The organism is Quadrisphaera sp. DVD1, assembly GCF_058932755.1.
The window spans coordinates 21,510-42,816 of sequence record NZ_JBZYWI010000006.1 but is presented as its reverse complement, the minus strand read 5'-3'; the positions used below and the strand labels follow the sequence as shown (position 1 = coordinate 42,816).

At 76.0% G+C, this 21,307-nt stretch carries 22 protein-coding genes; 11 read left to right on the top strand and 11 right to left on the bottom strand.

All coding sequences use genetic code 11. The annotated features are described in order from the left end of the window. The 4 genes from AC5FZL_RS01555 to dprE2 all read left to right on the top strand — a co-directional run. Positions 1-1,404 (top strand): DUF8728 domain-containing protein (locus tag AC5FZL_RS01555; protein ID WP_493616807.1); only part of this gene is annotated, 1,404 nt, incomplete at its 5' end. Next, a complete protein-coding gene (locus tag AC5FZL_RS01550) occupies positions 1,401-2,741 on the top strand; it encodes a glycosyltransferase family 87 protein (protein ID WP_493616806.1) in 1,341 nt (446 codons plus the stop codon). The genes AC5FZL_RS01555 and AC5FZL_RS01550, both read left to right, overlap by 4 nt. Then, complete coding sequence (gene dprE1 / locus AC5FZL_RS01545) at positions 2,686-3,978, top strand: decaprenylphosphoryl-beta-D-ribose oxidase (RefSeq protein ID WP_493616808.1); 1,293 nt, start codon at positions 2,686-2,688, stop codon at positions 3,976-3,978. Before AC5FZL_RS01550 ends, dprE1 begins: the two co-directional genes overlap by 56 nt. Then, positions 3,975-4,730, top strand: coding sequence for a decaprenylphospho-beta-D-erythro-pentofuranosid-2-ulose 2-reductase (gene dprE2, locus AC5FZL_RS01540; protein ID WP_493616805.1), 756 nt, complete (start codon positions 3,975-3,977; stop codon positions 4,728-4,730). Before dprE1 ends, dprE2 begins: the two co-directional genes overlap by 4 nt. A gap of 37 nt (positions 4,731-4,767) precedes the next feature. On the opposite strand, the gene AC5FZL_RS01535 is transcribed toward dprE2, so the two are convergent. From AC5FZL_RS01535 to ychF, 5 genes are all read right to left on the bottom strand, one after another. Further along, entirely contained in the window at positions 4,768-5,634 is an 867-nt protein-coding gene (locus AC5FZL_RS01535; protein ID WP_493616804.1) for a decaprenyl-phosphate phosphoribosyltransferase, read from the bottom strand. Continuing rightward, positions 5,631-6,200 carry a phosphatase PAP2 family protein gene (locus AC5FZL_RS01530; RefSeq protein WP_493616803.1) on the bottom strand — a complete coding sequence of 190 codons (570 nt, stop codon included), beginning with the start codon at positions 6,198-6,200 and terminating at the stop codon, positions 5,631-5,633. The genes AC5FZL_RS01535 and AC5FZL_RS01530 overlap by 4 nt, the downstream gene beginning before the upstream one ends. Positions 6,201-6,299: 99 nt before the next feature. Beyond that, the gene (locus AC5FZL_RS01525; protein WP_493616802.1) at positions 6,300-6,695 is read right to left on the bottom strand and encodes a GtrA family protein; all 396 of its coding nucleotides are present in this window, start codon (positions 6,693-6,695) and stop codon (positions 6,300-6,302) included. A 53-nt stretch (positions 6,696-6,748) separates the two neighbouring features. After that, the gene (locus AC5FZL_RS01520) at positions 6,749-7,795 is read right to left on the bottom strand and encodes an acyltransferase family protein (RefSeq protein WP_493616801.1); all 1,047 of its coding nucleotides are present in this window, start codon (positions 7,793-7,795) and stop codon (positions 6,749-6,751) included. Between the two features lie 179 nt (positions 7,796-7,974). Further along, complete coding sequence (gene ychF / locus AC5FZL_RS01515; RefSeq protein WP_493616800.1) at positions 7,975-9,060, bottom strand: redox-regulated ATPase YchF; 1,086 nt, start codon at positions 9,058-9,060, stop codon at positions 7,975-7,977. 124 nt (positions 9,061-9,184) lie between these two features. On the opposite strand from ychF, the gene AC5FZL_RS01510 reads away from it, so the two are divergent. Further along, entirely contained in the window at positions 9,185-10,378 is a 1,194-nt protein-coding gene (locus tag AC5FZL_RS01510; RefSeq protein WP_493616799.1) for a DNA recombination protein RmuC, read from the top strand. A 64-nt stretch (positions 10,379-10,442) separates the two neighbouring features. Here AC5FZL_RS01510 and AC5FZL_RS01505 read toward each other — a convergent pair whose 3' ends face one another. The 4 genes from AC5FZL_RS01505 to AC5FZL_RS01490 form a co-directional block, all read right to left on the bottom strand. Beyond that, complete coding sequence (locus AC5FZL_RS01505) at positions 10,443-11,465, bottom strand: glycosyltransferase (protein ID WP_493616798.1); 1,023 nt, start codon at positions 11,463-11,465, stop codon at positions 10,443-10,445. Next, entirely contained in the window at positions 11,462-12,046 is a 585-nt protein-coding gene (locus tag AC5FZL_RS01500) for a haloacid dehalogenase-like hydrolase (protein ID WP_493616797.1), read from the bottom strand. The genes AC5FZL_RS01505 and AC5FZL_RS01500 overlap by 4 nt, the downstream gene beginning before the upstream one ends. Continuing rightward, entirely contained in the window at positions 12,039-12,662 is a 624-nt protein-coding gene (locus AC5FZL_RS01495; RefSeq protein WP_493616796.1) for a hypothetical protein, read from the bottom strand. The genes AC5FZL_RS01500 and AC5FZL_RS01495 overlap by 8 nt, the downstream gene beginning before the upstream one ends. A gap of 191 nt (positions 12,663-12,853) precedes the next feature. Beyond that, positions 12,854-13,909 carry a 4-hydroxy-3-methylbut-2-enyl diphosphate reductase gene (locus AC5FZL_RS01490; RefSeq protein WP_493616795.1) on the bottom strand — a complete coding sequence of 352 codons (1,056 nt, stop codon included), beginning with the start codon at positions 13,907-13,909 and terminating at the stop codon, positions 12,854-12,856. 22 nt (positions 13,910-13,931) lie between these two features. On the opposite strand from AC5FZL_RS01490, the gene xseA reads away from it, so the two are divergent. Beyond that, entirely contained in the window at positions 13,932-15,263 is a 1,332-nt protein-coding gene (gene xseA, locus AC5FZL_RS01485; RefSeq protein ID WP_493616794.1) for an exodeoxyribonuclease VII large subunit, read from the top strand. Next, a complete protein-coding gene (locus AC5FZL_RS01480) occupies positions 15,256-15,477 on the top strand; it encodes an exodeoxyribonuclease VII small subunit (protein WP_493616793.1) in 222 nt (73 codons plus the stop codon). The genes xseA and AC5FZL_RS01480 overlap by 8 nt, the downstream gene beginning before the upstream one ends. A gap of 129 nt (positions 15,478-15,606) precedes the next feature. Here AC5FZL_RS01480 and AC5FZL_RS01475 read toward each other — a convergent pair whose 3' ends face one another. Then, complete coding sequence (locus tag AC5FZL_RS01475) at positions 15,607-16,176, bottom strand: DUF4245 family protein (RefSeq protein ID WP_493616792.1); 570 nt, start codon at positions 16,174-16,176, stop codon at positions 15,607-15,609. Positions 16,177-16,271: 95 nt separating this feature from the next. Here AC5FZL_RS01475 and AC5FZL_RS01470 point away from each other — a divergent pair, with 95 nt between their 5' ends. The 4 genes from AC5FZL_RS01470 to AC5FZL_RS01455 all read left to right on the top strand — a co-directional run bounded on the left by AC5FZL_RS01470 (position 16,272) and on the right by AC5FZL_RS01455 (position 20,240). Continuing rightward, positions 16,272-17,198, top strand: coding sequence for a carbohydrate kinase family protein (locus AC5FZL_RS01470; protein ID WP_493616791.1), 927 nt, complete (start codon positions 16,272-16,274; stop codon positions 17,196-17,198). 184 nt (positions 17,199-17,382) lie between these two features. Then, positions 17,383-18,039 (top strand): carbonic anhydrase, encoded by a 657-nt coding sequence (locus AC5FZL_RS01465; protein ID WP_493616790.1) that lies wholly within the window; start codon positions 17,383-17,385, stop codon positions 18,037-18,039. After that, positions 18,036-18,809 (top strand): hypothetical protein, encoded by a 774-nt coding sequence (locus AC5FZL_RS01460; protein ID WP_493616789.1) that lies wholly within the window; start codon positions 18,036-18,038, stop codon positions 18,807-18,809. The genes AC5FZL_RS01465 and AC5FZL_RS01460 overlap by 4 nt, the downstream gene beginning before the upstream one ends. 12 nt (positions 18,810-18,821) lie before the next feature. Beyond that, positions 18,822-20,240 carry a class II fumarate hydratase gene (locus AC5FZL_RS01455; protein WP_493616788.1) on the top strand — a complete coding sequence of 473 codons (1,419 nt, stop codon included), beginning with the start codon at positions 18,822-18,824 and terminating at the stop codon, positions 20,238-20,240. On the opposite strand, the gene AC5FZL_RS01450 is transcribed toward AC5FZL_RS01455, so the two are convergent. After that, positions 20,222-21,241 (bottom strand): glycoside hydrolase family 16 protein, encoded by a 1,020-nt coding sequence (locus AC5FZL_RS01450; protein ID WP_493616787.1) that lies wholly within the window; start codon positions 21,239-21,241, stop codon positions 20,222-20,224. The two genes, AC5FZL_RS01455 and AC5FZL_RS01450, sit on opposite strands and share 19 nt — an antisense overlap. Between the last annotated feature and the right edge of the window lie 66 nt (positions 21,242-21,307).

The following is a 21,307-nucleotide window of genomic DNA, read 5'->3' as shown; positions in this document are numbered from 1 at the left end:
CTGTGGCTGTGCTGGCGCCTGCGCGGGTTCGTCACGGACGACGCGTGGATCTCCGTGCGGTACGCGGAGAACCTGGCCTCGGGCGCGGGGCCCGTCTGGAACCCCGGCGGCCCGCGGGCGGAGGGGTTCAGCAACCCGCTCCTGGTCGGGCTGGAGGCGCTGGCCGACGCGGCCGGGTGGTCGGCGCTCGCGGCGGCCCGCACGCTCGGCGTCCTGGCGTCGCTGGCCTGCCTGGTCCTCCTCCACGTCCGCGGGCGGGCCGTGGTGGGCCGACCGGCCGCGCGCGTGGCGGTCCTCGTCACCGCCTGCTGCGCGCCCTTCGCCCTGTGGGCCCTGGGCGGGCTGGAGACCACGGTCGTGGCGGCGCTGCTCACCGCCGGCGTGCTCGAGCTCTCCCGCCCGGACGGCGGTCGCCCGCTCGCTGCGGCGACCGCGCTGGCCGTGCTGCCGTGGCTGCGCCCGGAGGGCCTCGTCGTGGGCATGGCCGTGGTGGCGCTGAGCGAGGGCCCGGGGCTGCTGCGCCGGCGCACCCGCGCGGCGGGCCTGCGCCGCACCGCGGTGCTGGTCGGCGTCCCGGTCGTCTCCCAGGCGGTCCTCGAGGGGCTGCGGCTGGCGGTGTACGGGCACCTGCTGCCCAACTCCGTGCTCTACAAGTCGGGCACCGGCGAGGCGCTCGCCGTGCTGGGCAAGTTCGCCGGCCAGGCGGCCGTCGTGCTGGCGCTCGCGCTCGTCGGGGTCGTGGTGGCACGCGGGCGGGCGCGGCTGCTCGCCGTCGCTCCCGCGGTGCTCGTCGCCGGCTCGATCGGCACGCTCGACAGCGCGAACAGCTACAGCCGGTTCTTCATGCCGGTGTGGCCGCTCCTGGCGCTGCTGGCCGGCGCCGCCGTGGCGGCCCTGGCCTCCCGGCTCCGCGGCCGGCTGCGCCAGGCCGCGGCGGTGGTCCTGGCCACGGCCACCGCGCTCGCCGTCCTCGTCGTGCCCGGCGGCGGCGCCGGGCAGGTGCAGCGCTGGCACGAGCGGTACACCGACTGCCGGGTCGGGGCGCGCGAGGACGTCGCCGCCTGGCTGCGCACCACCGGGCCCGACACCTCCTTCGCCGTCTCCGACGCCGGTCTGGTGCCGGCCCGCGCCGGGGGCCGCACGGCGGTGGACAGCTTCTTCCTCAACGACCCGGTGATCCAGGAGACCGGCCCGCTGCCGTACCGCGAGCGCGCCGGCCTCGTCATGGCGCGGGAGCCGGACGTCCTCGTGCTCGTCAGCACCGACGCCGACCGGTTCGTGGCGGGGTACCCCACCGACGGGGCGCTGCACGAGGCCGGCGCCCGCGCCGGCTACGAGCTGGCCCACGTGGCCAGCGGCAGCCGGCCCTCCTGCGGCTACCACCTCATGGCCTTCCGCCGGTGACGCAGACCCGGATCCAGACCCAGACCCCCTGGCAGCGGCGCGCGGCGGCGGTGCTGTGGCCGCTGGCTCTCGGCGCGCTGCTCCACGCGGTCGTGCGGTCGAGCCTCGGACCGGCCCGCGACCTGGACATCCTCTGGCGCAGCGCGCACAGCCTCGTGAGCGGCGGCCCGCTCTACGACGTCGAGCGGGAGTTCATCTACCCGCCGCTGGCCGGGTGGCTGCTCGCCCCGCTGGGGCTCCTGCCCTTCCGGGCGGCCGTCGTGGTCCTCACCGTCCTCAGCGCCGCCGCGCTGGTGACCGCCCTGCTGCTGCTCGTGCGGGTGGTCGGCGGCCGCCCCGGCTCGCCGGTCACGGCCGGCGTCCTGCTGCTGGCCGCAGCCAGCCGGCCGGTGACCGGCCTCCTGGCGCAGGGCAACGTCGACCTCCTGCTGCTGCTCGCCGAGACTGGCGTCATCGTGCTCCTGCTGCGCGGCCGGGACGCCACGGCCGGAGCGCTGCTCGGGCTGGTCTGCGCCGCCAAGCCCACGCTGGCGCCGGTGGTGCTGGCCCTGGTGCTGCTCGGCCGGTTCCGCGCGGTCGCCGTGGCAGCGGTCACCGGCGCCGTCCTCAGCGCCGCCGGGCTGCTCGCCGTCCCTGACCGGTCGGTCTTCCTCACCGACGTCCTGCCCCTGCTGGCCGGGGGCAACCGCGCGGTGCTCGCGCCCTACGACCGCTCGCTGCACGGTGCCACCGAGCAGCTCGGGCTCCCGCCGCTGCTCGGCCTGGCGCTGCGCGTCGCGGCGTTCGCCGCCGCCTGCTGGGTCGTCTGGCGCCGGCGCCGCGGCCCCCTGGCGCCCCTGGAGGCGGTGCCCCTGCTCATGCTGGGCACCGTGCTGGCCTCCTCCTTCTCCTGGGCCAACTACGGCGTCTACCTGCTGCCCCTGCTCGTGACCGCGGGCCGGCGCGACTCCCTCGTGCGGGCCTGGCCGGCCTGGGCGGGGGTCTACCTGTTCGGCAGCGCCGACAGCTGGCGCCTCGAGGGCGTCACGGGCCTGCCGGCCACGGCGCTGGGGCTCCTGCCGCTGTGGGGATGGCTCCTGCTGCTCGGGACCTGCGTGGCCGCCGCCGCGCGCCGCCCGCCTCCCGCGAGCGCGCACGAGGCGGCCCCGCCGGCCCCGTCGCAGCGCCCGCCCGCACCGACCACGCCCTCCGAGGGGGAGAACCGTGCCCACGACGACCACAGCGCCCGAGACCTCAGCGACGCTCAGCGGCTGGGGCCGCACGGCCCCGACGACGGCGCACCTGCGCCGGGTCCGGACGGACGAGGAGGTGGCCGCGAGCGTCCTCGCGCGGCCTGACCGCGGCGTCATCGCCCGCGGCCTGGGACGCAGCTACGGCGACCCGGCGCAGAACGCCGGCGGGACGGTGCTGAGCCTGCTGGACATGGACCGGGTGCTCTCGGTCGACGCGCGCACCGGCCTGGTCGAGGTCGAGGCCGGGGCCTCCCTGGACCAGCTCATGCGCACGCTGCTGCCCCTGGGCCTGTTCGTGCCGGTGACGCCCGGCACCCGCCAGGTGACCGTCGGCGGCGCGGTCGCGGCCGACGTCCACGGCAAGGACCACCACGCCAGCGGCAGCTTCTGCGACCACGTGGCCTGGCTGGACCTGCTGCTCGCCGACGGCAGCGTGCGCCGGGCCGGGCCGGACGCCGACCCCGAGCTGTTCTGGGCCACCGCCGGGGGCATGGGCCTGACCGGGGTGGTGCTGCGCGCCGCGCTGCGGATGCGGCGGGTGGAGACCGCCTCGGTCGTCGTCGACACCGAGCGGGCCAGCGACCTCGAGGACCTCATGGCCCGGCTGTCGGCCTCCGACGACCAGTACGACTACTCGGTCGCGTGGATCGACTGCCAGGCCCGGGGCCCGCGGATGGGCCGCGCGGTGCTGACGCGCGGGCGGGCGGCCCGCCGCGACGAGCTGGGGCGCCGCGCCGCCCGCGACCCGCTCGCCTTCGCCCCCCGCGCCCTGGCCACCGCCCCGGACGCCTTCCCGTCGGGGCTGGTGAACCGGGCCAGCGTCGCGGCCTTCAACGAGCTGTACTACCGGCGGGCCCCCCGCGAGCGCCGCGGCGAGGTGCAGGGCATCTCCCCCTTCTTCCACCCGCTCGACGTCGTCGAGCGCTGGCACCGGGTGTACGGGCGGCGCGGCTTCGTCCAGTACCAGTTCGCCGTCCCCTTCGGCCAGGAGGACGCGGTCCGCGCGGCGATGCACCTGCTCTCCAGCGGGCCGGTCCCGGCGTCGCTGGCGGTGCTCAAGCGGTTCGGGCCGGGCAACCCCGGCCTGCTCTCGTTCCCGACGCCCGGCTGGACGCTGGCCGTGGACCTGCCGGTGGGCGCCGGCACCGGGGCGCTCGCGGACCGTCTGGACGAGGTCGTCCTGGACGCCGGCGGCCGGATCTACCTGGCGAAGGACTCGCGGCTGCCCGCGGCGTCGCTGCGCCGCATGTACCCGGGCCTGGACCGGTGGTCGCGGGTGCGGGACCGGGTGGACCCCGACAGGGTCTTCACCTCAGACCTGAGCAGGAGGCTGGAGCTGTGATGGACGCCGTGGGGAACCCCCGGTCGGTGCTGCTGCTGGGCGGCACCTCCGACATCGGACTCGCCGTCGTGGAGCGCCTCGGCGCCGCGCGGTCGCTGCGGGTGGTGCTCGCCGCCCGCCCCGGGCCGCGGGTGGAGCAGGCGCGGGCGCGCCTCGCCGGCGCCGGGCACGAGGTCGAGGTCGTCGGCCTGGACGGCGAGGACGTCACCAGCCACGAGGCGACCGTCGCGGCGGCCTTCGCGCACGGCGACGTCGACGTGGCGGTCCTGGCCCTGGGGGTGCTCGGCGACCAGGAGCTCGCCTGGCAGGACCACGCCGCGGCCGTGCGGATCGCCCAGGTCGACTACACCGCGGCGGTCAGTCTCGGCGTGCTGCTGGCCCAGCGGCTGCGGCAGCAGGGCCACGGCGCGGTGGTGCTGCTGTCGTCGGTGGCCGGCGAGCGCCCGCGCCGCTCCAACTTCGTCTACGGCTCCGCCAAGGCGGGCGCCGACGCGTTCTTCACGGGCCTGCGCGAGGCGCTGCGCCCGGCGGGCGTGCGCGTGCTCGTCGTGCGGCCGGGGTTCGTCCGCAGCGCCATGACCCAGGGTCTGGACCCCGCTCCCCTGGCCGTGGACCCGAGCGACGTCGCCGACGTGACGGTGCGGGCGCTGCGCTCGGGCCGGGACGTCGTCTGGGCACCCGCCCCGCTGCGCTGGGTGATGAGCGCGCTGCGGCACGTGCCCGCGCCGGTCTTCCGGCGCCTGCCGCTGTGAGGGGCAGCGGGGCGGGCCCGAGCCGGGCCCGCCCCGCTCAGGTGTAGACGGCCAGCAGCAGCGAGGCGCACCAGGCCAGGCCGAGGCCGATGAGCACGGGGTCGTGCAGGACGACCTCCTCGGGCTCCTCGGCCGAGCCCTCGTCGACGTCCACCGCGTAGCGCATCACGGCCAGGACGAACGGGACCATCGAGACCAGGCCCCACGCCGAGCCGGTGTCGGTCTGGACGTCGAAGGCCCACAGCGCGTAGCTCATCACCACGACGGTGGCCGCCATGGTCCACACGAAGCGCAGGTAGCTGCGGCTGTAGCGCTGGACGACGCGGCGCACCGGCGACCCGGTGCGGGCACCCATCTCGGCCTCGCCGTACCTCTTGCCGGCGGCGACGAAGAGCGACCCGAAGGCCGCGGTGATGAGGAACCACTGCGAGAGCGGGATGTGCGCGGCCACGCCCCCGGCCAGGGCGCGGAGCAGGAAGCCGGACGCGACGCTGGCCAGCTCGAGCACCGGCTCGTGCTTCATCCAGAGGCAGTACGAGACCTGGATCGCCAGGTAGGCGGCCGCCACCGCCACCAGCTGCCAGCCCCGGGTGCTGGCCAGGAGCACCCCCAGGGCGACGAGCACCACGGCCGCGATGCGGGCGTTCGCCGGCGAGAGCGCGCCGGAGGCGATCGGGCGGTGCCGCTTGACCGGGTGCCGGCGGTCGGCCTCGCGGTCCTCGACGTCGTTGAAGAGGTAGGTGGCCGAGGAGATGAGGACGAACACCACGAAGGCGGTGCCGGCGCCGACGAGGGAGTCGACGCCGACCTGCTCACCGGCGGGCAGCAGCGGCGCGAGGACGAGCAGGTTCTTGACCCACTGGCGGGGGCGCGTCGCCGTCACCAGGGGCGCCACGGCGGTCACGGCCTGCCTCCCCGTCGTGCCGGTGCGGGCCCCAGCGCCGTCACGGCCACGGCCGAGCCCAGCGCCGCGCCGGCGAGCACGTCGCTGGCGTAGTGGGCGCCGAGCACCATCCGCGACAGCCCCATCGCCGGCGGCACCACCAGCGGCCAGCGCCAGCCGGTGGCCGACCGCAGCGCCAGGGCCGCCGTCGTCGTGGACGCCGCGTGCGAGCTCGGGAAGCCGAAGCGGCCCAGCCCGTCGCCGTGCACGCGCAGCTCCGGGTGGGCGGGGCGCGCCCGGCGCACGACCCGCTTGAGCGCGACGCTCAGGGCGTGCGACAGGGCGACCGCCGCGGTGGCCCGCGCCCACACCGGACGCCGGGCGGCGTCCAGCGCGGTGCCCGCCGCCCCCAGCGCCAGCCACAGCGCCGCGTGCTCCCCCAGCGCGCCCAGCACCCGCGCCCCGGCGAGGGCCGCACGGGGCGCGAACGCGCGCTGCACTCCCAGCAGCAGCGCCAGCTCGGCGGTGGGGGGCGCGAGCGGCGGTGCGGGGCGTGGCGCGACGACGGCTGGCGTGGTGCGCGGCATGAGCCGGTGGACCTCCTCGGGCGGCGGACGCCGTCCTCCGAGGGTGCCTGCGGTTCCCTCCCCCGGCCACCGGAGACGGGTGGACGCCGGGTGTCCGGCTCAGGTCCGGAAGACGACGGTGCGCAGCACCACGAAGTTGCAGGTGGTCCCCAGGCCCTGGGAGAGCGCCCACGCCAGGGGGACGCGCCACCCCCCGTCCGGCAGGACGGCGAGGGCGAGCGCGTTGGTGGCGAGGATGACGGCGAACGTCGTGGCGTAGAGGACGGCGAAGCCGGCCGCCCGCCCGGCGCCGCCCTCGACGCGGAAGGCCCAGCGGCGGTTCAGCGCGTACGCGGTGGCCGTGCCGCAGCAGAAGCTCAGCGCCCGGGACGCCGTGGTGCCCAGGCCCAGGTGCAGGGCGAGGGCGTAGGTGCTCAGGTCCACGACCGCGCCGAGCACGCCGACGACGACGAACCGGGTGGCCTGGCCCAGCACGTCGCGGCGCGGAGGGACCACGAGCACCTCCAGGTCGACGGGCGGGCCGTCGGGGAGACTAGGGCGGGCCGGCGTCAGACGGACCGGCGGCCTCCGGCCTCGTGGCGGACCAGGGTGGGTCGCCCCTGCGGGGGCTCGAACAGCCACGACACCCACCGACGGTCCCGCAGGTGCGCCAGGGTCGCGCCCGCCACGAGGGCGCCCGTCGCGGAAACCACCATGAGCACCTCCACGTCGTGCAGTCCCGCCCGCTCGGCCAGCACGAGGATGACGGCGATCACCGGGTAGTGGGTCACGTAGAAGACCAGGGAGTTGCGTCCGGCGAAGCGCAGGGGCGCCACGACGGGTCGCTGGGCGACGGCCCGGGCTGCCTGGACGAGCACGAGGATCCCCGCCGCGGTGAGCAGGCCCGCGCTCGGCCCGTAGCCGTGGCCGAGGCCCGAGGCGACGTGCACGGCAGCCAGCGCGACGGCGACCACGAGCGCCCACCGCGAGCTCGTCACCCAGTCCCGGGCGCGAGGGTGGCTGGCGATCAGGTGCCCGCACAGGAACACGGCGAACAGGTAGAGCAGCCGCTCGCCGTACTTCGAGCCGTCGGGCGCGAGGAACGACCCCGCCAGGGCGACCACCACGACGAGCCAGGTGGGGACGGGCCGCAGCACCCACGCCGCTGCGTAGAAGATCAGGAGGAAGAGCAGGAACCACAGGTAGGTCCCGCCGCCGAGGACGCCCAGCACGGACCACACCGGCCACGACAGCGCGCCGAAGAGGACGGTCCAGACCAGGTACGGCCAGCCGATGGCGCGCAGCTTTCCGGAGAAGTAGCGACGGCGGCCCTTGCGCAGCGACGGACCGAGGAGCATCCCCGAGAGCAGCACCAGGGTCGGGATGCGGTACGGCGCGAAGCTCTCGTACACGGCCGGCACCCACGACGGCTCGCGGAGCTCGGTGTAGACCTCCGGCAGCACCAGGGCGTGGGAGAGGAGGACGAGGAGGACGGCCACACCGCGCAGGACGTCCATCCAGTGCTCACGCACCCGGGGAGCGCCACCCGACGTCGGCCGGGCGCGGGGTGGCGACGGCGGGACGGTGGGCGGCATGTCGGCCACGGCGGTCGTCACCCCCTCCTGGCGGCGGCGGGCCTCGGCCCCGCGTCAGGGGACCCTTCTCTCGGGTGAGACTAGGGTGCCACCCCGACCGTCCGACGACCCCCGGTCGGCGCAGGGGGCCATGGCGCCACCGCCGTCGTCGTCCCGGACGGGCCCGTCAGCGGGCGCCCGGAGCCGGGGGCAGCCGCGGGCTACACGTTGAAGCGGAACTCCACGACGTCGCCGTCCTGCATCACGTAGTCCTTGCCCTCGATCCGCACCCGGCCGCGCGCCTTGGCCTCGGCCATCGACCCGGCGTCGACCAGGTCGGCGAAGGAGACCACCTCGGCCTTGATGAAGCCGCGCTGGAAGTCGGTGTGGATGACGCCGGCGGCCTGCGGGGCGGTCGCGCCCTGCGGGATCGTCCAGGCGCGCGCCTCCTTGGGCCCGGCGGTGAGGTAGGTCTGCAGGCCCAGGGTGTGGAAGCCGATGCGGGCGAGCTGGTCCAGGCCCGGCTCGGTCTGCCCGACGCTGGTCAGCAGCTCCGCGGCCTCGGCCTCGTCGAGCTCGGCCAGGTCGGACTCGAGCTGGGCGTCGAGGAAGACGGCGTCGGCGGGGGCGACGAGCGCCTCCAGCTCGGCCCGGCGGTCCGCATCCACCAGGCCGGCCTCGTCGACGTTGAAGACGTAGAGGAACGGCTTGGTGGTCATCAGGCCGAGCTCGCGCAGCGCGGCGGTGTCGATGCCTGCCTTCGCGGCCCCCGCGAACAGCGTCGTGCCGGTGTTGAGCAGCTCCTGGGCCGCCACAGCCGCGTCGAGGACCGACTTCTCCGCCTTCTTGGTCTTGACCTCCTTCTCCAGGCGCGGGATGGCCCGCTCCAGGGTCTGCAGGTCGGCGAGGATCAGCTCGGTGTTGATCGTCTCCAGGTCGGACGCCGGGTCGACGCGCCCCTCGACGTGCACGACGTCGGGGTCGGTGAACACGCGCACGACCTGGCAGATGGCGTCGGCCTCGCGGATGTTGGCGAGGAACTTGTTGCCCAGCCCCTCCCCCTCGCTGGCGCCGCGGACGATGCCGGCGATGTCGACGAAGGACACCGTCGCGGGCACGAGGCGGGCGCTGCCGTGCACGGCGGCGAGGGCCTGCAGGCGCGGGTCGGGCAGCGGCACCACGCCCACGTTGGGCTCGATCGTCGCGAACGGGTAGTTCGCCGCGAGCACCGAGTTCTTGGTCAGGGCGTTGAAGAGGGTGGACTTGCCGACGTTGGGCAGTCCGACGATGCCGATGGTGAGGGCCACGGGACCAAGAGCCTACGGCTCAGCGGCGGTGGACGGGAACGACGCCGGTCCGCCGCAGTGGCACCGGGCCGCCGGACGCCGCGAACCGGCCCACTCCGTCGGTGGCCCGTGGCACCGTGCTGGCATGACGTCCTCCTCCCTGCTCGTGGCCGTGCTGGCCGTCGTCCTCGGCCTCGCCCTGGGCCTCGCCGTCGGGGTCGTGGCCGGGCGCGGCCGGGAGGCGGCGCGGCTGGCGGGCCTGCAGGCCGAGCGCGACCTGCTGCGCCGCCGCGTCGACGACCTGGAGGAGGCCGCGGCCGACGACATGGGCCTCGCAGCAGCACTCGCCCCGGTCGGCAGCAGCGTCGCCCGCCTGGAGCGCCAGGTGGAGACGCTCGAGCGCGAGCGCGCCGAGCAGTACGGCCGGATCGGCGCCCAGCTCATGGCGGTGCAGGCCTCCGGGGAGGCGCTGCGCGACCAGACCGCGGTCCTGGCCGGGGCCTTGCGCTCGTCCAACGTCCGCGGCACGTGGGGCGAGGTGCAGCTGCGCCGGGTGGTCGAGCACGCCGGCATGCTCGAGCGTGTCGACTTCGACGTGCAGGTGGTCGGCACCACCCGCGACGGCGCCTCGGTGCGCCCGGACGCCGTGGTGCGCCTGCCCGGCGGCAAGCACGTGGTGATCGACTCGAAGGCGCCGCTGGCGGCGTTCCTCGAGGCCCGCGCTGGCGGCGGGGGTGCGGCCGGGGAGCGCCGGATGGCCGCAGCGGCGGTCGAGCACGCCAAGGCGCTGCGCGGCCACGTCGACGCCCTGGGAGCCAAGCAGTACTGGACGGCGTTCGAGCCGTCCCCCGAGATCGTCGTCTGCTTCGTGCCCGGAGAGGCCTTCCTGGCGGCCGCGTGCGAGGCCGACCCGGCGCTGCTGGAGCACGCCATGGCCAGACGCGTGGTGCTCGCCACGCCGACGACGCTGCTCGCCCTGCTGCGCACCGTCGCCCTGACCTGGCAGCAGGCCGCGCTCGGCGAGGGCGCCAAGGAGCTGTTCGTCCTCGGCCGCGAGCTGCACTCCCGCCTGGCCACCCTGGGCGAGCACACCGGCAAGCTCGGGCGCACCCTCGGGCGGGCCGTGGAGGACTACAACAAGGTCGTCGCGACGATGGAGCAGCGGGTGCTGGTCTCCGCGCGGCGGATGGGCCAGCTCGACCTCACCGACACCGAGGTTCCGGTGGTGGCGCCGCTGGAGCACCTGCCGCGCCCGCTCACCGCGCCCGAGCTGCTGCTGGACGAGAGCGCGCCGGGGCGTGCGGCGGACACCGAGCAGGTGAGCCGCTGGAGCGCCTGAACAGACCCTCGACCTCGAGCGGTGCTGGAGGTCGAGACCTGACCGCTTCCGTCCCGGTACGTCCCTACCGCTGCGACCGAGGTCGCCGGGGGGCGAGCACCCTGAACGAGCGCGGCCGCTGCAGCGCCGAGGCCACCACGTCCGCGAGGCGGTCACGGAGGCTCGGCGCCGCGGCCCAGTGCTGCGACGGGACCGGACCGGCGTCGCGGGTGGCGGCGACGTCCGCGCCGGTGATCCGGTCCTCGACGAGGACGGCCAGGCCCAGCTCGTCGAGCTTGGTCGCGATCTGCACCTGGTGGTCGTCGACGTGCTCGGCGAGGGCGTGACGTCGGGCGAAGACGACCGGTCGCCTGCCGGCGCGGACCGCCGCGGCGGCCGCTCCGGCGCCGGCGTGGGTGACGACCACCTCCGCCGAGCGGACGGCCCGCTCGAAGTCCTCGCGGGGCATGAAGTCGACGCTCGTCCCGGGGCCGTCCCACTCCTCTGCCACGCCGCGCTGGACGAGCAGCGGGGCGGGCAGGACGCCCTCGACCGCCGCCGCCCGGACCGCCGCGAGCAGCCGGTCGAACGGCTGGTCGTGGGAGCCCACCGTCACGAACGTCCCGGCGCCGCCGCCCCGGACCCCCTCGGCCTCCTCCAGCAGAGCAGGACGGCACACCTCGGCGGAGGGGTAGACGGCCAGCAGGTCCGGCCACTGCACGAGGACGGCGTCGGCGAACCTCGCCAGCAGCCTGCCGGTGCTGCTCCCGCTCGTGACGCGCGCCATGGTCTCCACGTGCACCAGCCGGGCACCGAGCAGCCGGGAGACGAGGCAAAACGGGACGGCGAGCCCAGCCCCGCTCGTCACCACGACCCTTGGCCGCTCGCGCAGCGCCAGGACCACGCCGGTCAGCAGCGAGCGGCCCGTGGCGCTGCCCCGGTCCAGCCGCGGCAGGGCGAGCACGCGCTCGCCGCGCGCTCTGAGCCCCTCCGCCGCGACGCCCTCGCTGGTCAGCCACGTCCGGTCGGCGCCGTCGAACGCCGAGGACACCGCGCGCAGCAGCTCCAGGTGCCCGCCCAACGACGCGACGAGGTGCACCCTCGTCATGCGACCTCCCGCACGGTGCCGCCGGCGCGCACCTCGTGGACCCGGTCGGCCAGCGCCGCCACCGGGGCGTCCAGGACCAGGTCGTCGGTGATGAAGACGGCCAGCCGGCCTGCACCCGCAGCGCGGAGCCTGACCGCCTTGGCGTGCGACTCGTTGTTGGTGAGCTTCCACCCCTGCGCCTCGCTGCCGTGCACCTCCGGGATGCCCAGGAGCCTCGCGAAGTGGAGGGCGTAGACCTCGGGCGCCGCCGTGGTGAGGATGGTCCGGCCGGGCCAGCGGTCGATCATCTCGACCACCGCCGGGTGCCCGCACCTGTCCAGCATGGACTGCGCCCACGCCGCGGCGTCCTGCGGAGCGATGGTCCCCCCCAGGCGGCAGACGACCACCTTCAGGTGGTGGTGTCCCGCCAACCGCACTCGACGGAGAGCTACGACGGAGACGAGTCCGACCAGGGCAGGCAGCCGCCTGGACCGCCACAGCTCCCGAGCCAGGAACCGCACGAAGTGCGGGAAGGTGTTGGTGCCCACGACCGTCCCGTCGAGGTCCGAGGCGAGGACGAGCGGCTCGCCCCGCTCAGGCATCGAAGCTCGACGGCAGGCGGAGGAGCAGGCGGCCCCGGATGACGTAGTCGGGCTCGACCGGAGGACGGCGCCACGTCGTGGCGATCGCAGCGGTCCTGACCTGGGCGCCAGGGTTGGCGGCCGCCACGGCGTCCGTGACACCCCTCAGCGTCTGTCCCGAGTCCACGGTGTCGTCCACGACGGCGATCCGGGCCGCGCCCACGACCGCGGCAGCTAGCAGGTCCGGCCTCACGATCTGCGAGGACGGGTGAGGACGGGGCGCCCCGAGGAGCCGGCGCGGCAGCCCGCCGCGGGCCCGCAGGCGGTCGACCGCCCCCCCCAGGTGGAAGCGGGCCTCGCGGTACTCCACCTCGAACCACCGGGCCGCGTTGGCCAGCGTCTCCGGCATGGCCTTGAGGGCCCAGGCGAAGACCGGCTTCTGCTTGAGCCGGGTGCCCGGTCGCTGGCTGCGAGTGATCACCAGGCGGGGTGCACCGTCGAGCGCCGAGACGACGTGCTCGGCCACGTCCGCTCCGCCGGTGGCGATCCCCACCACGACGTCCGGGGCGAAGTCCTGCAGCTGCTGCGCGAGGCACTGGCACATCTCGCGGAGCCCTTCCTCGTCCAGCCGTCTCACCAGCGGTCTCGAGAGTCGCACCACGCCTCCTGACTCGGTCACGGCAGCGCGGCTCCTCTTCCCAGCATGCCGCTGAGGAGGCTAACAGCGCGCTCTCGACGTCCTGGGGCCTCCAGGCGCCTGGCACACGAACGGCCCACAGAGGGCCGGGAGAGCACCAGCCGTCGCCTCCTCCGCTGCGCCCTGGGTCCTCAGCTGGTCGAGCAGCTGGATCCCGCGGTGCCGGCCGGGCTCAGCTCGAGGTCCTTGCGCAGCTCGCGCGGCAGGGAGAACAGCAGGTCCTCCTGCGCCGTGCGCACCTCCTCCGGCTCGCCGTAGCCGTGCTGGGCCAGCAGCTCGAGCACCTCGCGCACGAGGATCTCGGGCACCGAGGCCCCGGAGGAGACGCCGACCACGTCGACGCCCTCGAACCACGCCGGGTCGACCTCGGCGGCGGTGTCCACCCGGTGCGAGGCGCTGGCGCCGTACTGCAGCGCCACCTCGACCAGCCGCACCGAGTTCGAGGAGTTCGCCGAGCCCACGACGATGACGAGCTGGGCCTGCTCGGCGAGCTTCTTCACCGCCACCTGGCGGTTCTGCGTGGCGTAGCAGATGTCGTCGCTCGGCGGGTCCTGCAGGGAGGGGAAGCGCTCGCGCAGGCGGCGGACGGTCTCCATCGTCTCGTCGACGCTGAGCGTGGTCTGCGAGAGCCAGACCACCTTGTCGGGGTCGCGCACCGTGACGGCGTCGACGGAGTCGGGCCCGTCGACGAGCTGCACGTGCTCGGGGGCCTCCCCGGCGGTGCCCTCGACCTCCTCGTGACCGGCGTGGCCGATGAGGAGGATGTCGAAGTCGTCGCGGGCGAAGCGCACGGCCTCGCGGTGCACCTTGGTGACCAGCGGGCAGGTCGCGTCGATCGAGAGCAGCGAGCGGGCGTCCGCGGCCTGGCGCACGGCCGGCGAGACCCCGTGGGCGGAGAAGACCACGCGGGCGCCCTCGGGCACCTCGTCGGTGTCGTCGACGAAGACGGCGCCGCGGCGCGAGAGCGTCTCGACGACGTGCTTGTTGTGGACGATCTCCTTGCGCACGTAGACCGGGGAGCCGTAGTGCTCCAGCGCCTTCTCCACGGTCACCACCGCGCGGTCCACGCCGGCGCAGTAGCCGCGGGGAGCGGCCAGCAGCACCCGGCGCCGGCCCGGTGCGGCCGGCGCAGCGCCCGCGGGGGCCGTCTCGGTGCGGAGGGCGGCGGTGGTCGGCGTGGCTGTCACCCCTCCATCGTAGGTTGTGCGGGTGGTCGCTGCGGAGGAGTCCGAGCCCGGTCCCCCGGCCGGGGCTCCCGGCGCGCCCGCGGGGCCGCGCGCGCTGCCCGCCACCGCAGCCCAGACCAGCGCCGAGCAGCCCTGGCCGGTGCGGCTGCTCACCGCCAAGATCGCCGACTACGTCGCGAAGATGCCGAGCGTCTGGGTCGAGGGCCAGGTGGTGCAGTCGGTCAACCGCCCCGGCACGACCACCTGCTACCTCACCCTGCGCGACACCGACGTCGACATGTCCCTGCCGGTCACCGCGCACGTGCGCCTGCTGCAGGCCCTGCCCGACGGGCTGGCCGAGGGCGCCCGGGTCGTGGTCCGGGCCAGCCCGGAGTTCTGGACCAAGCGGGGCAGCCTGCAGCTGGCGGCCACCGACCTGCGCCCGGTCGGCGTCGGCGAGCTGCTCGCCCGGATCGCCCACCTCAAGCGCCTGCTCGCCGCCGAGGGCCTCTTCGACGCCGGGCGCAAGAAGCCGCTGCCGTTCCTGCCGCGCGTGGTGGGCCTGGTCTGCGGGCGCGCCAGCGCCGCCGAGCGCGATGTGCTGCGCACCGCGCGCGACCGCTGGCCCGGCGTGCGCTTCGACGTCCGCCAGGTCGCCGTCCAGGGGGTGGGGGCGGTCTCCGAGGTCAGCGCCGCGGTCGCCGCGCTGGACGCCGAGCCGGAGGTCGACGTCATCGTCGTCGCCCGCGGCGGCGGCTCCCTCGAAGACCTGCTGCCCTTCAGCAACGAGACGCTGCTGCGCGCCGTGGCCGCCTGCACGACTCCGGTGGTCAGCGCGATCGGCCACGAGGTCGACGACCCGCTGCTCGACCTCGTGGCCGACGTCCGGGCCTCCACCCCCACCGACGCCGGCCGGCGGGTGGTGCCGGCGGTGGCCGAGGAGGTCGCCGGCCTGGCCGCCGCCCGCACCCGGCTGGGCCGGGCGGTCACCCGCCGCCTGGACGCCGAGGCCGCCGCCCTCGCGGCGCTGCGCTCGCGCCCGGCGCTGGCCGACCCGCACCGGGTCCTCGGCGAGCACGCCCGCGGCGTGGCCGAGGCGCGCGACCGCGCCCGCCGCGGCCTCGACGCCGCGCTGCACCGCGCGCAGGGCCAGGTCGACTCGCTGGCCGCGGCCGTGCGCACCCTCTCCCCCGCCTCCACCCTGGCCCGCGGCTACGCGGTGCTGCAGACCGACGAGGGCGCGGTGGTCCGCTCCCCCGAGGACGTCGAGCCCGGCGACTGGCTGCGGGCCCGCCTGGCCACCGGCTCGCTCGTGGTCGAGGTGGTCGACGCGGAGGACCCCGACGACGACGCGCAGGAGGACGGCGATGAGTGAGACCGACGTGGCCCAGCTCGGCTACGAGCAGGCCCGCGACCAGCTGGTGGAGGTGGTGCGGCGGCTGGAGGCCGGCGGCGTGCCGCTGGAGGAGTCGCTGCAGCTGTGGGAGCGCGGCGAGGCCCTCGCCGGGCGCTGCCAGCAGTGGCTGGACGGCGCCCGCGCGCGCCTGGACGCCGCCCGCCAGCCCGCCGCGGAGGGCGACGAGGGCTGAGCCCGCCGCAGCCCGGTGGGGGTCAGCGCCTCAACCGGTGCTCAGCCGGTGCTCAGTCGGTGCTCAGCCGGTGCTCAGTCGGTGCTCAGCCGGTGCTCAGTCGGTGCTCAGCCGGTGCTCAGCCGGTGCTCAGCCGGTGACGGCCTCGGCGAGGACCTCGAGCTCGGCCAGGCGGGCCCTCCCGCTGACCACCGTGGTGGTGTCGTCCTGCTCGCGCACGAGGCTGAGGCGGGCCGGCTCGTCGCCGTCGTCGAGCAGCTGCCAGGTCTGCCCGCCGACCTCGCGCTCGCCCTGCTCCTCGCCCTCGCCGGTGACGGCCTGGACCCAGGACGGCGTGGCGCCGCGGGTCACGTCGACGATGGCCGAGCCCTCCCGCGGCGTCAGGTAGCCCACGTGCCAGGTCGGCAGGCCCTCGGTGGTGTCAGGGGCGAAGCGGGCGCCTGTGGCCTCCCACCCGCCGGGCAGTTGGGGCTCGCTCACCGGCAGGCCGGCCGCGACGGCGCGCGCCGTGGCGTCGGCGACGTCCACCGGCCGCTCGATCCGGCCGCCCTGGCGGCCGGCAAGCAGACCGATGACGAGCACGATGGCCAGCACGACGAGCACCGAGCGGACCATGTCCGCCGCCGTGCCCCCGCCACGGCGGCGCTGCGGCGCGGGTGCCGGCCCGGGAGGCGGCCCTGCGGGGGCGGAGGTGCTCACCGGCCCATCCTCCCACCGCCGCTACGATCCCCGGCGACCGATCGGTGGCGATCGGCCGGAGGCCGGGAGGCCTCGAAGAGCCCGGGGAGGCTGGGATGAGCAGGATCCTCGTGGTCGGCGAGGCACTGGTGGACGTCGTGGTCCGCCCGGACGGCAGCACCAGCGAGCACCCCGGTGGCAGCCCCGCCAACGTGGCGCTGGGCCTCGCGCGCCTCGGCCGCCCCACCTCGCTGCTGACCGCCCTCGGCGACGACGCCCGCGGCCGGGCGGTGCTGGACCACCTGGGCGCCTCGGGCGTGGAGGTCGTCGAGGGCAGCGTGCAGCCCGGCCCGACCTCGGTGGCCACCGCGACGCTCGCCGAGGACGGCCAGGCCAGCTACGTCTTCGACCTGCGCTGGGAGCTCGGCGACGCGGAGCTGCCCGCGGAGCCGGTGGCGGTGCACACCGGCTCGATCGGCGCCGTCCTGCCGCCCGGCGGCGCGACCGTGGAGCGGATCCTGCGCGCCGCGCGGACGGCGTCCACGACGAGCTACGACCCGAACCTGCGCCCCGACCTCATGGGCAGCGCCGAGGCGGTGCTCCCGCGGGTGGAGGCGCTCGTCGCGGCCAGCGACGTCGTCAAGCTCAGCGACGAGGACGCCGACTGGCTGGTGCCCGGCGTGCCGGTGGAGGAGCTGGCGGCCCGGTGGCTGCAGCAGGGCCCGGCCGTCGTCGTGGTGACCATGGGCGGCTCGGGCATGTACGCGCTGTGCCGCGCCGGCGAGGTCTCGGTCCAGGCGCCGCGCGTCGACGTCGCCGACACCGTCGGCGCCGGCGACTCGGCGATGGCCGCCCTGCTCGACGGCCTGTGGGAGCACGACCTGCTCGGCGCGGCCGCCCGCGAGGCGCTGACCGCGATCAGCACCGACGTGCTGGAGCAGGTCGTGCGGCACGCCGTCACCGCCGCCGCGATCACGGTCTCCCGGCCCGGCGCCGACCCGCCGACCCGCACCGACCTGGCGCGCCCCGCCCGCCGCCTCTGACCCGCCCCGGCAACCGCGCTCCTCGGCAGGAGTGCGGTTCCAGGGCCCTCGCGAACCGCACTCCTCGGCAGAAGTGCGGTTCAAGGGCGCTCGCGAACGGCACTCCTCGGCAGGAGTGCGGTCGGCGGGAGCACCCCGGGACAGGGGCGACCGCAGCGGCCGGGCATCGGGCAGGCTGTACCCCGTGTCCGTGCTGAACCGACCTGCAGGCGCCGAGCGCCCCTCCACCCCCGAACAGGCCTGGACCGTGCTGCGCGCGGGCAACGCGCGCTTCGCCGCCGGCGCCTCCTCCTCCGCCGACACCAGCCCGGGCCGCCGGGCCGAGCTCGCCGCCGGGCAGCGGCCGTTCGCGCTGGTCTTCGGCTGCTCGGACTCCCGCGTGGCCGCCGAGCTCGTCTTCGACCAGGGCCTGGGCGACCTCTTCGTCGTCCGCACCGCCGGCCACGTCGTCGACAGCGGTGTGCTGGGCTCCGTGGAGTTCGGCATCGCGGTCCTCGGCATCCCCCTCGTCGTCGTGCTCGGGCACGAGGACTGCGGCGCCGTCGCGGCCACGGTCGAGGCCCTCGACGACGGCGTCATGCCGGGCGGCTACGTGCGCGACGTCGTCGAGCGCGTCATGCCGAGCGTGCTCAGCGCCCGCCGCGCCGGGGCCACGACGATGGAGGGCATCCAGGGCGAGCACGTGCGCCACACCGCCCGCCTCCTGGCCGAGCGCTCGGTCGTCGTGGCCGACGCCGTGGCCAGCGGGCGCTGCGCGGTGGTCGGCGCCACCTACAGCCTGCTCGGCGGGCACGTGCGCCTCGGCGACGTCGTCGGCGAGGCCGGGAACGACCTGGCGTGAGCCGCCGGGACGCCGGGGCGGGCGCCGAGGACGACGACGACCGGTCCGGCACCTCGTGGGAGGACGCCGCCTGGGAGGAGTCGACCTGGACCGAGCTGGGCCGCGAGGACGGCGTGATGGGCGAGATCGTGCTGCGCCGCCGGCCCACCCCGCGAGGCCCGCTCGTCGACCTCGTCTGCGCCGGCGTCATGGTCATGGACGACCAGGACACCGAGAGCGAGCGCGAGCTGGCCACCGCGGCGCTCGCCGCGCTGGACGGCGACCGCCTCGACGTCGTCATCGGCGGGCTCGGCCTCGGGTTCACGCTGCTGACCGCCCTGGCCGACCCGCGGGTGGCCAGCGCCACGGTGGTCGAGGTCGAGCCGGCGATCGTCGGCTGGGTCGGGCAGGGCCTGGTGCCCGCCACGGCCGGCGTCCTGGACGACCCGCGCACCCGCGTCGTGGTCGGGGACGTCACGCAGGTGCTGCCGGCCCTGCCCGAGGCGAGCGCGGACGCCGTCCTGCTCGACGTCGACAACGGGCCGAGCTTCCTCGTCGCCGAGACCAACGCCGACCTCTACGACCCAGCGTCCCTGGCCGTGGCCGGCACCCGGCTGCGCCCGGGCGGGCTGCTCGCGATCTGGTCGGCGTCAGCGGCCCCCGAGCTGGCCTCGGCCATGGGGCGCTCGGTGGGACCGGTGCACGTGCACCGCTCGACGGTCCGCCGCGAGGGCCGCGACCTGGACTACTGGGTGCTGCTGGCCCGGCGGCCCGGAGCGCGCGCCACCTGACACCATGGCGTCATGGTGGATGTCAACGACGACGGTTACCGGATCGAGCACGACACGATGGGCGAGGTGCGGGTGCCCGCAGCGGCCCTGTACCGGGCCCAGACGCAGCGTGCGGTGGAGAACTTCCCGATCAGCGGGACCCCGCTGGAGCGCAGCCACATCGAGGCCCTGGCCCGGGTGAAGAAGGCGGCGGCGCGCGCGAACGCCGAGCTCGGCGTCCTGGACGCCGACGTGGCCGAGGCGGTGGCCGCGGCGGCGGAGGAGGTGGCGCGCGGCGACCACGACGCGCACTTCCCGGTGGACGTGTTCCAGACCGGGTCGGGCACGTCGTCGAACATGAACGCGAACGAGGTGATCGCCACCCTGGCCACCCGCGCCCTGGGCCGCGACGTGCACCCCAACGACCACGTCAACGCCTCGCAGTCCTCCAACGACGTCTTCCCGACCTCGGTGCACGTGGCCGCCACGAGCGCGGTCGTCAAGGACCTGGTCCCGTCGCTGGAGCACCTGGCGGAGTCCCTGGAGCGCAAGGCCGCCGAGTTCGCGACCGTGGTCAAGAGCGGGCGCACCCACCTCATGGACGCCACCCCGGTCACCCTCGGCCAGGAGTTCGGCGGCTACGCCGCGGCGGTGCGCTACGGCGTCGAGCGCCTGCACGCGTCGCTGCCGCGGGTCGCCGAGGTGCCGCTGGGCGGCACCGCGGTGGGCACCGGGATCAACACCCCGGCCGGGTTCCCGCAGCGGGTGATCGAGCTGCTCGCGCAGGACACCGGGCTGCCGCTGACCGAGGCGCGCGACCACTTCGAGGCGCAGTCCGCCCGCGACGGCCTCGTGGAGCTGTCGGGGATGCTGCGCACGATCGCCGTGAGCCTCACGAAGATCAACAACGACCTCCGCTGGATGGGCTCGGGCCCCAACACCGGGCTCGGCGAGCTGCGCATCCCCGACCTGCAGCCGGGCTCGTCGATCATGCCGGGCAAGGTGAACCCGGTGGTCAACGAGGCGGTGCTCATGGTCGCCGCGCAGGTCGTCGGCAACGACGCCACGGTGGCCTGGGCCGGCGCCTCGGGCGCCTTCGAGCTCAACGTGCAGATCCCCGTGATCGCCAAGAACCTGCTCGAGTCGGTGCGGCTGCTGGCCAACGGCTGCCGAGTGCTCGCCGACAAGGTGATCGACGGGCTCGAGGCCGACGTCGAGCAGGCGCGGCACTACGCGGAGGCCTCGCCCTCGATCGTCACGCCGCTGAACCGCGTCATCGGCTACGAGGCGGCGGCCAAGGTGGCCAAGCACGCGGTGGCCACCGGGACGACGGTGCGCGAGGCCGTGGTCGCTCTCGGCTTCGTCGAGCGGGGCGAGGTCACCGAGGAGCAGCTGGACGCCGCCCTCGACGTCCTGGCGATGACCCGACCGCCTCAGCGGTCGAGGGCGTAGACGGCCACCCAGTCGACCTGCACGTGCCCGGCCACCGACGGGTCGGGCGCGCCGTAGGCGGTCTCCGTCTGCAGGACCCAGTGCATCGGCGTGGCCGGGGAGCGGTCGGAGGCGCCGACCACTGCGCCGTCGTACAGGTAGACCACGCCCTCGGGGGTCCACTCGACGGTCGCGGTGTGCCACCCGCCGAAGCGGAGCCCGGTGTCGGTCTTGAACCAGTCCTCCTCGGGCCGCCCGACCCGCTTGTTCACCGCGGTGATCGTCCCGTCCAGATCGCCCTCGGGGAAGTCGACCTCCCCGTCCGCCCAGTCGTCGCTGTCGGGCCACAGCAGCCAGGCGACCTTGTACCCGGGCACCGGGTCGGCGCGGAAGCGGACGGTGAACCTGCCGTAGAGCTGGCCGCCCCACGAACCGGTGACCAGGGGCACCGGAGCGGCCACCAGCGCCTGGCCGTCCTCGGTGCGCAGGTGCAGGTCCAGCACGCCGTCGCTCACCGACGCGACCCTCGACTCGCTGTACAGACCGGCGCCCGAGGTGTCGGTCAGGCCCTCGTACCCGGTCCAGCGGTCGGCGTAGGCGGTGCCGGGGAACCGGCTGAGCGGGGCATCGACCAGGAAGTCGTCCACGAACGTCTGGCGCCACCCCGGCAGGTCGCCCACCGGGGCGCCTCCGGCGACCACCGGGGGGAAGGGCCCGCCGGGTGGCTCGTCAGCGGGCACCGGCACGGGGACGCCCTCGTCGGTCGCGGTGGGGGCCGACGGCGTCGGTGCCGCGACCGGTGCGGCGACCGGCGCGCCGGGCAGCGCCGACGGGCTCGCCGCCACCGCTCCGGCTCCGGACGGCGACCCGGCCCCGGACGGCGGCCCGAGCGGCGGCGCGCCGTCCCCGGCCTCGAGCGCTGACTGCGACGTCGGAGCGGCCACCGGCCCGACGGGGACCCCGCTGACGGCCGAGGCCCCGGCGGCCGCGAGCACCACGCCTCCGGCGACGGCGCGCCCCACGAGCGCGGCCGACCGGTCCCGGCCGCCGCCTTGCCGGTGGCGGTGCCGCCGGGACCGGTCGCTGGA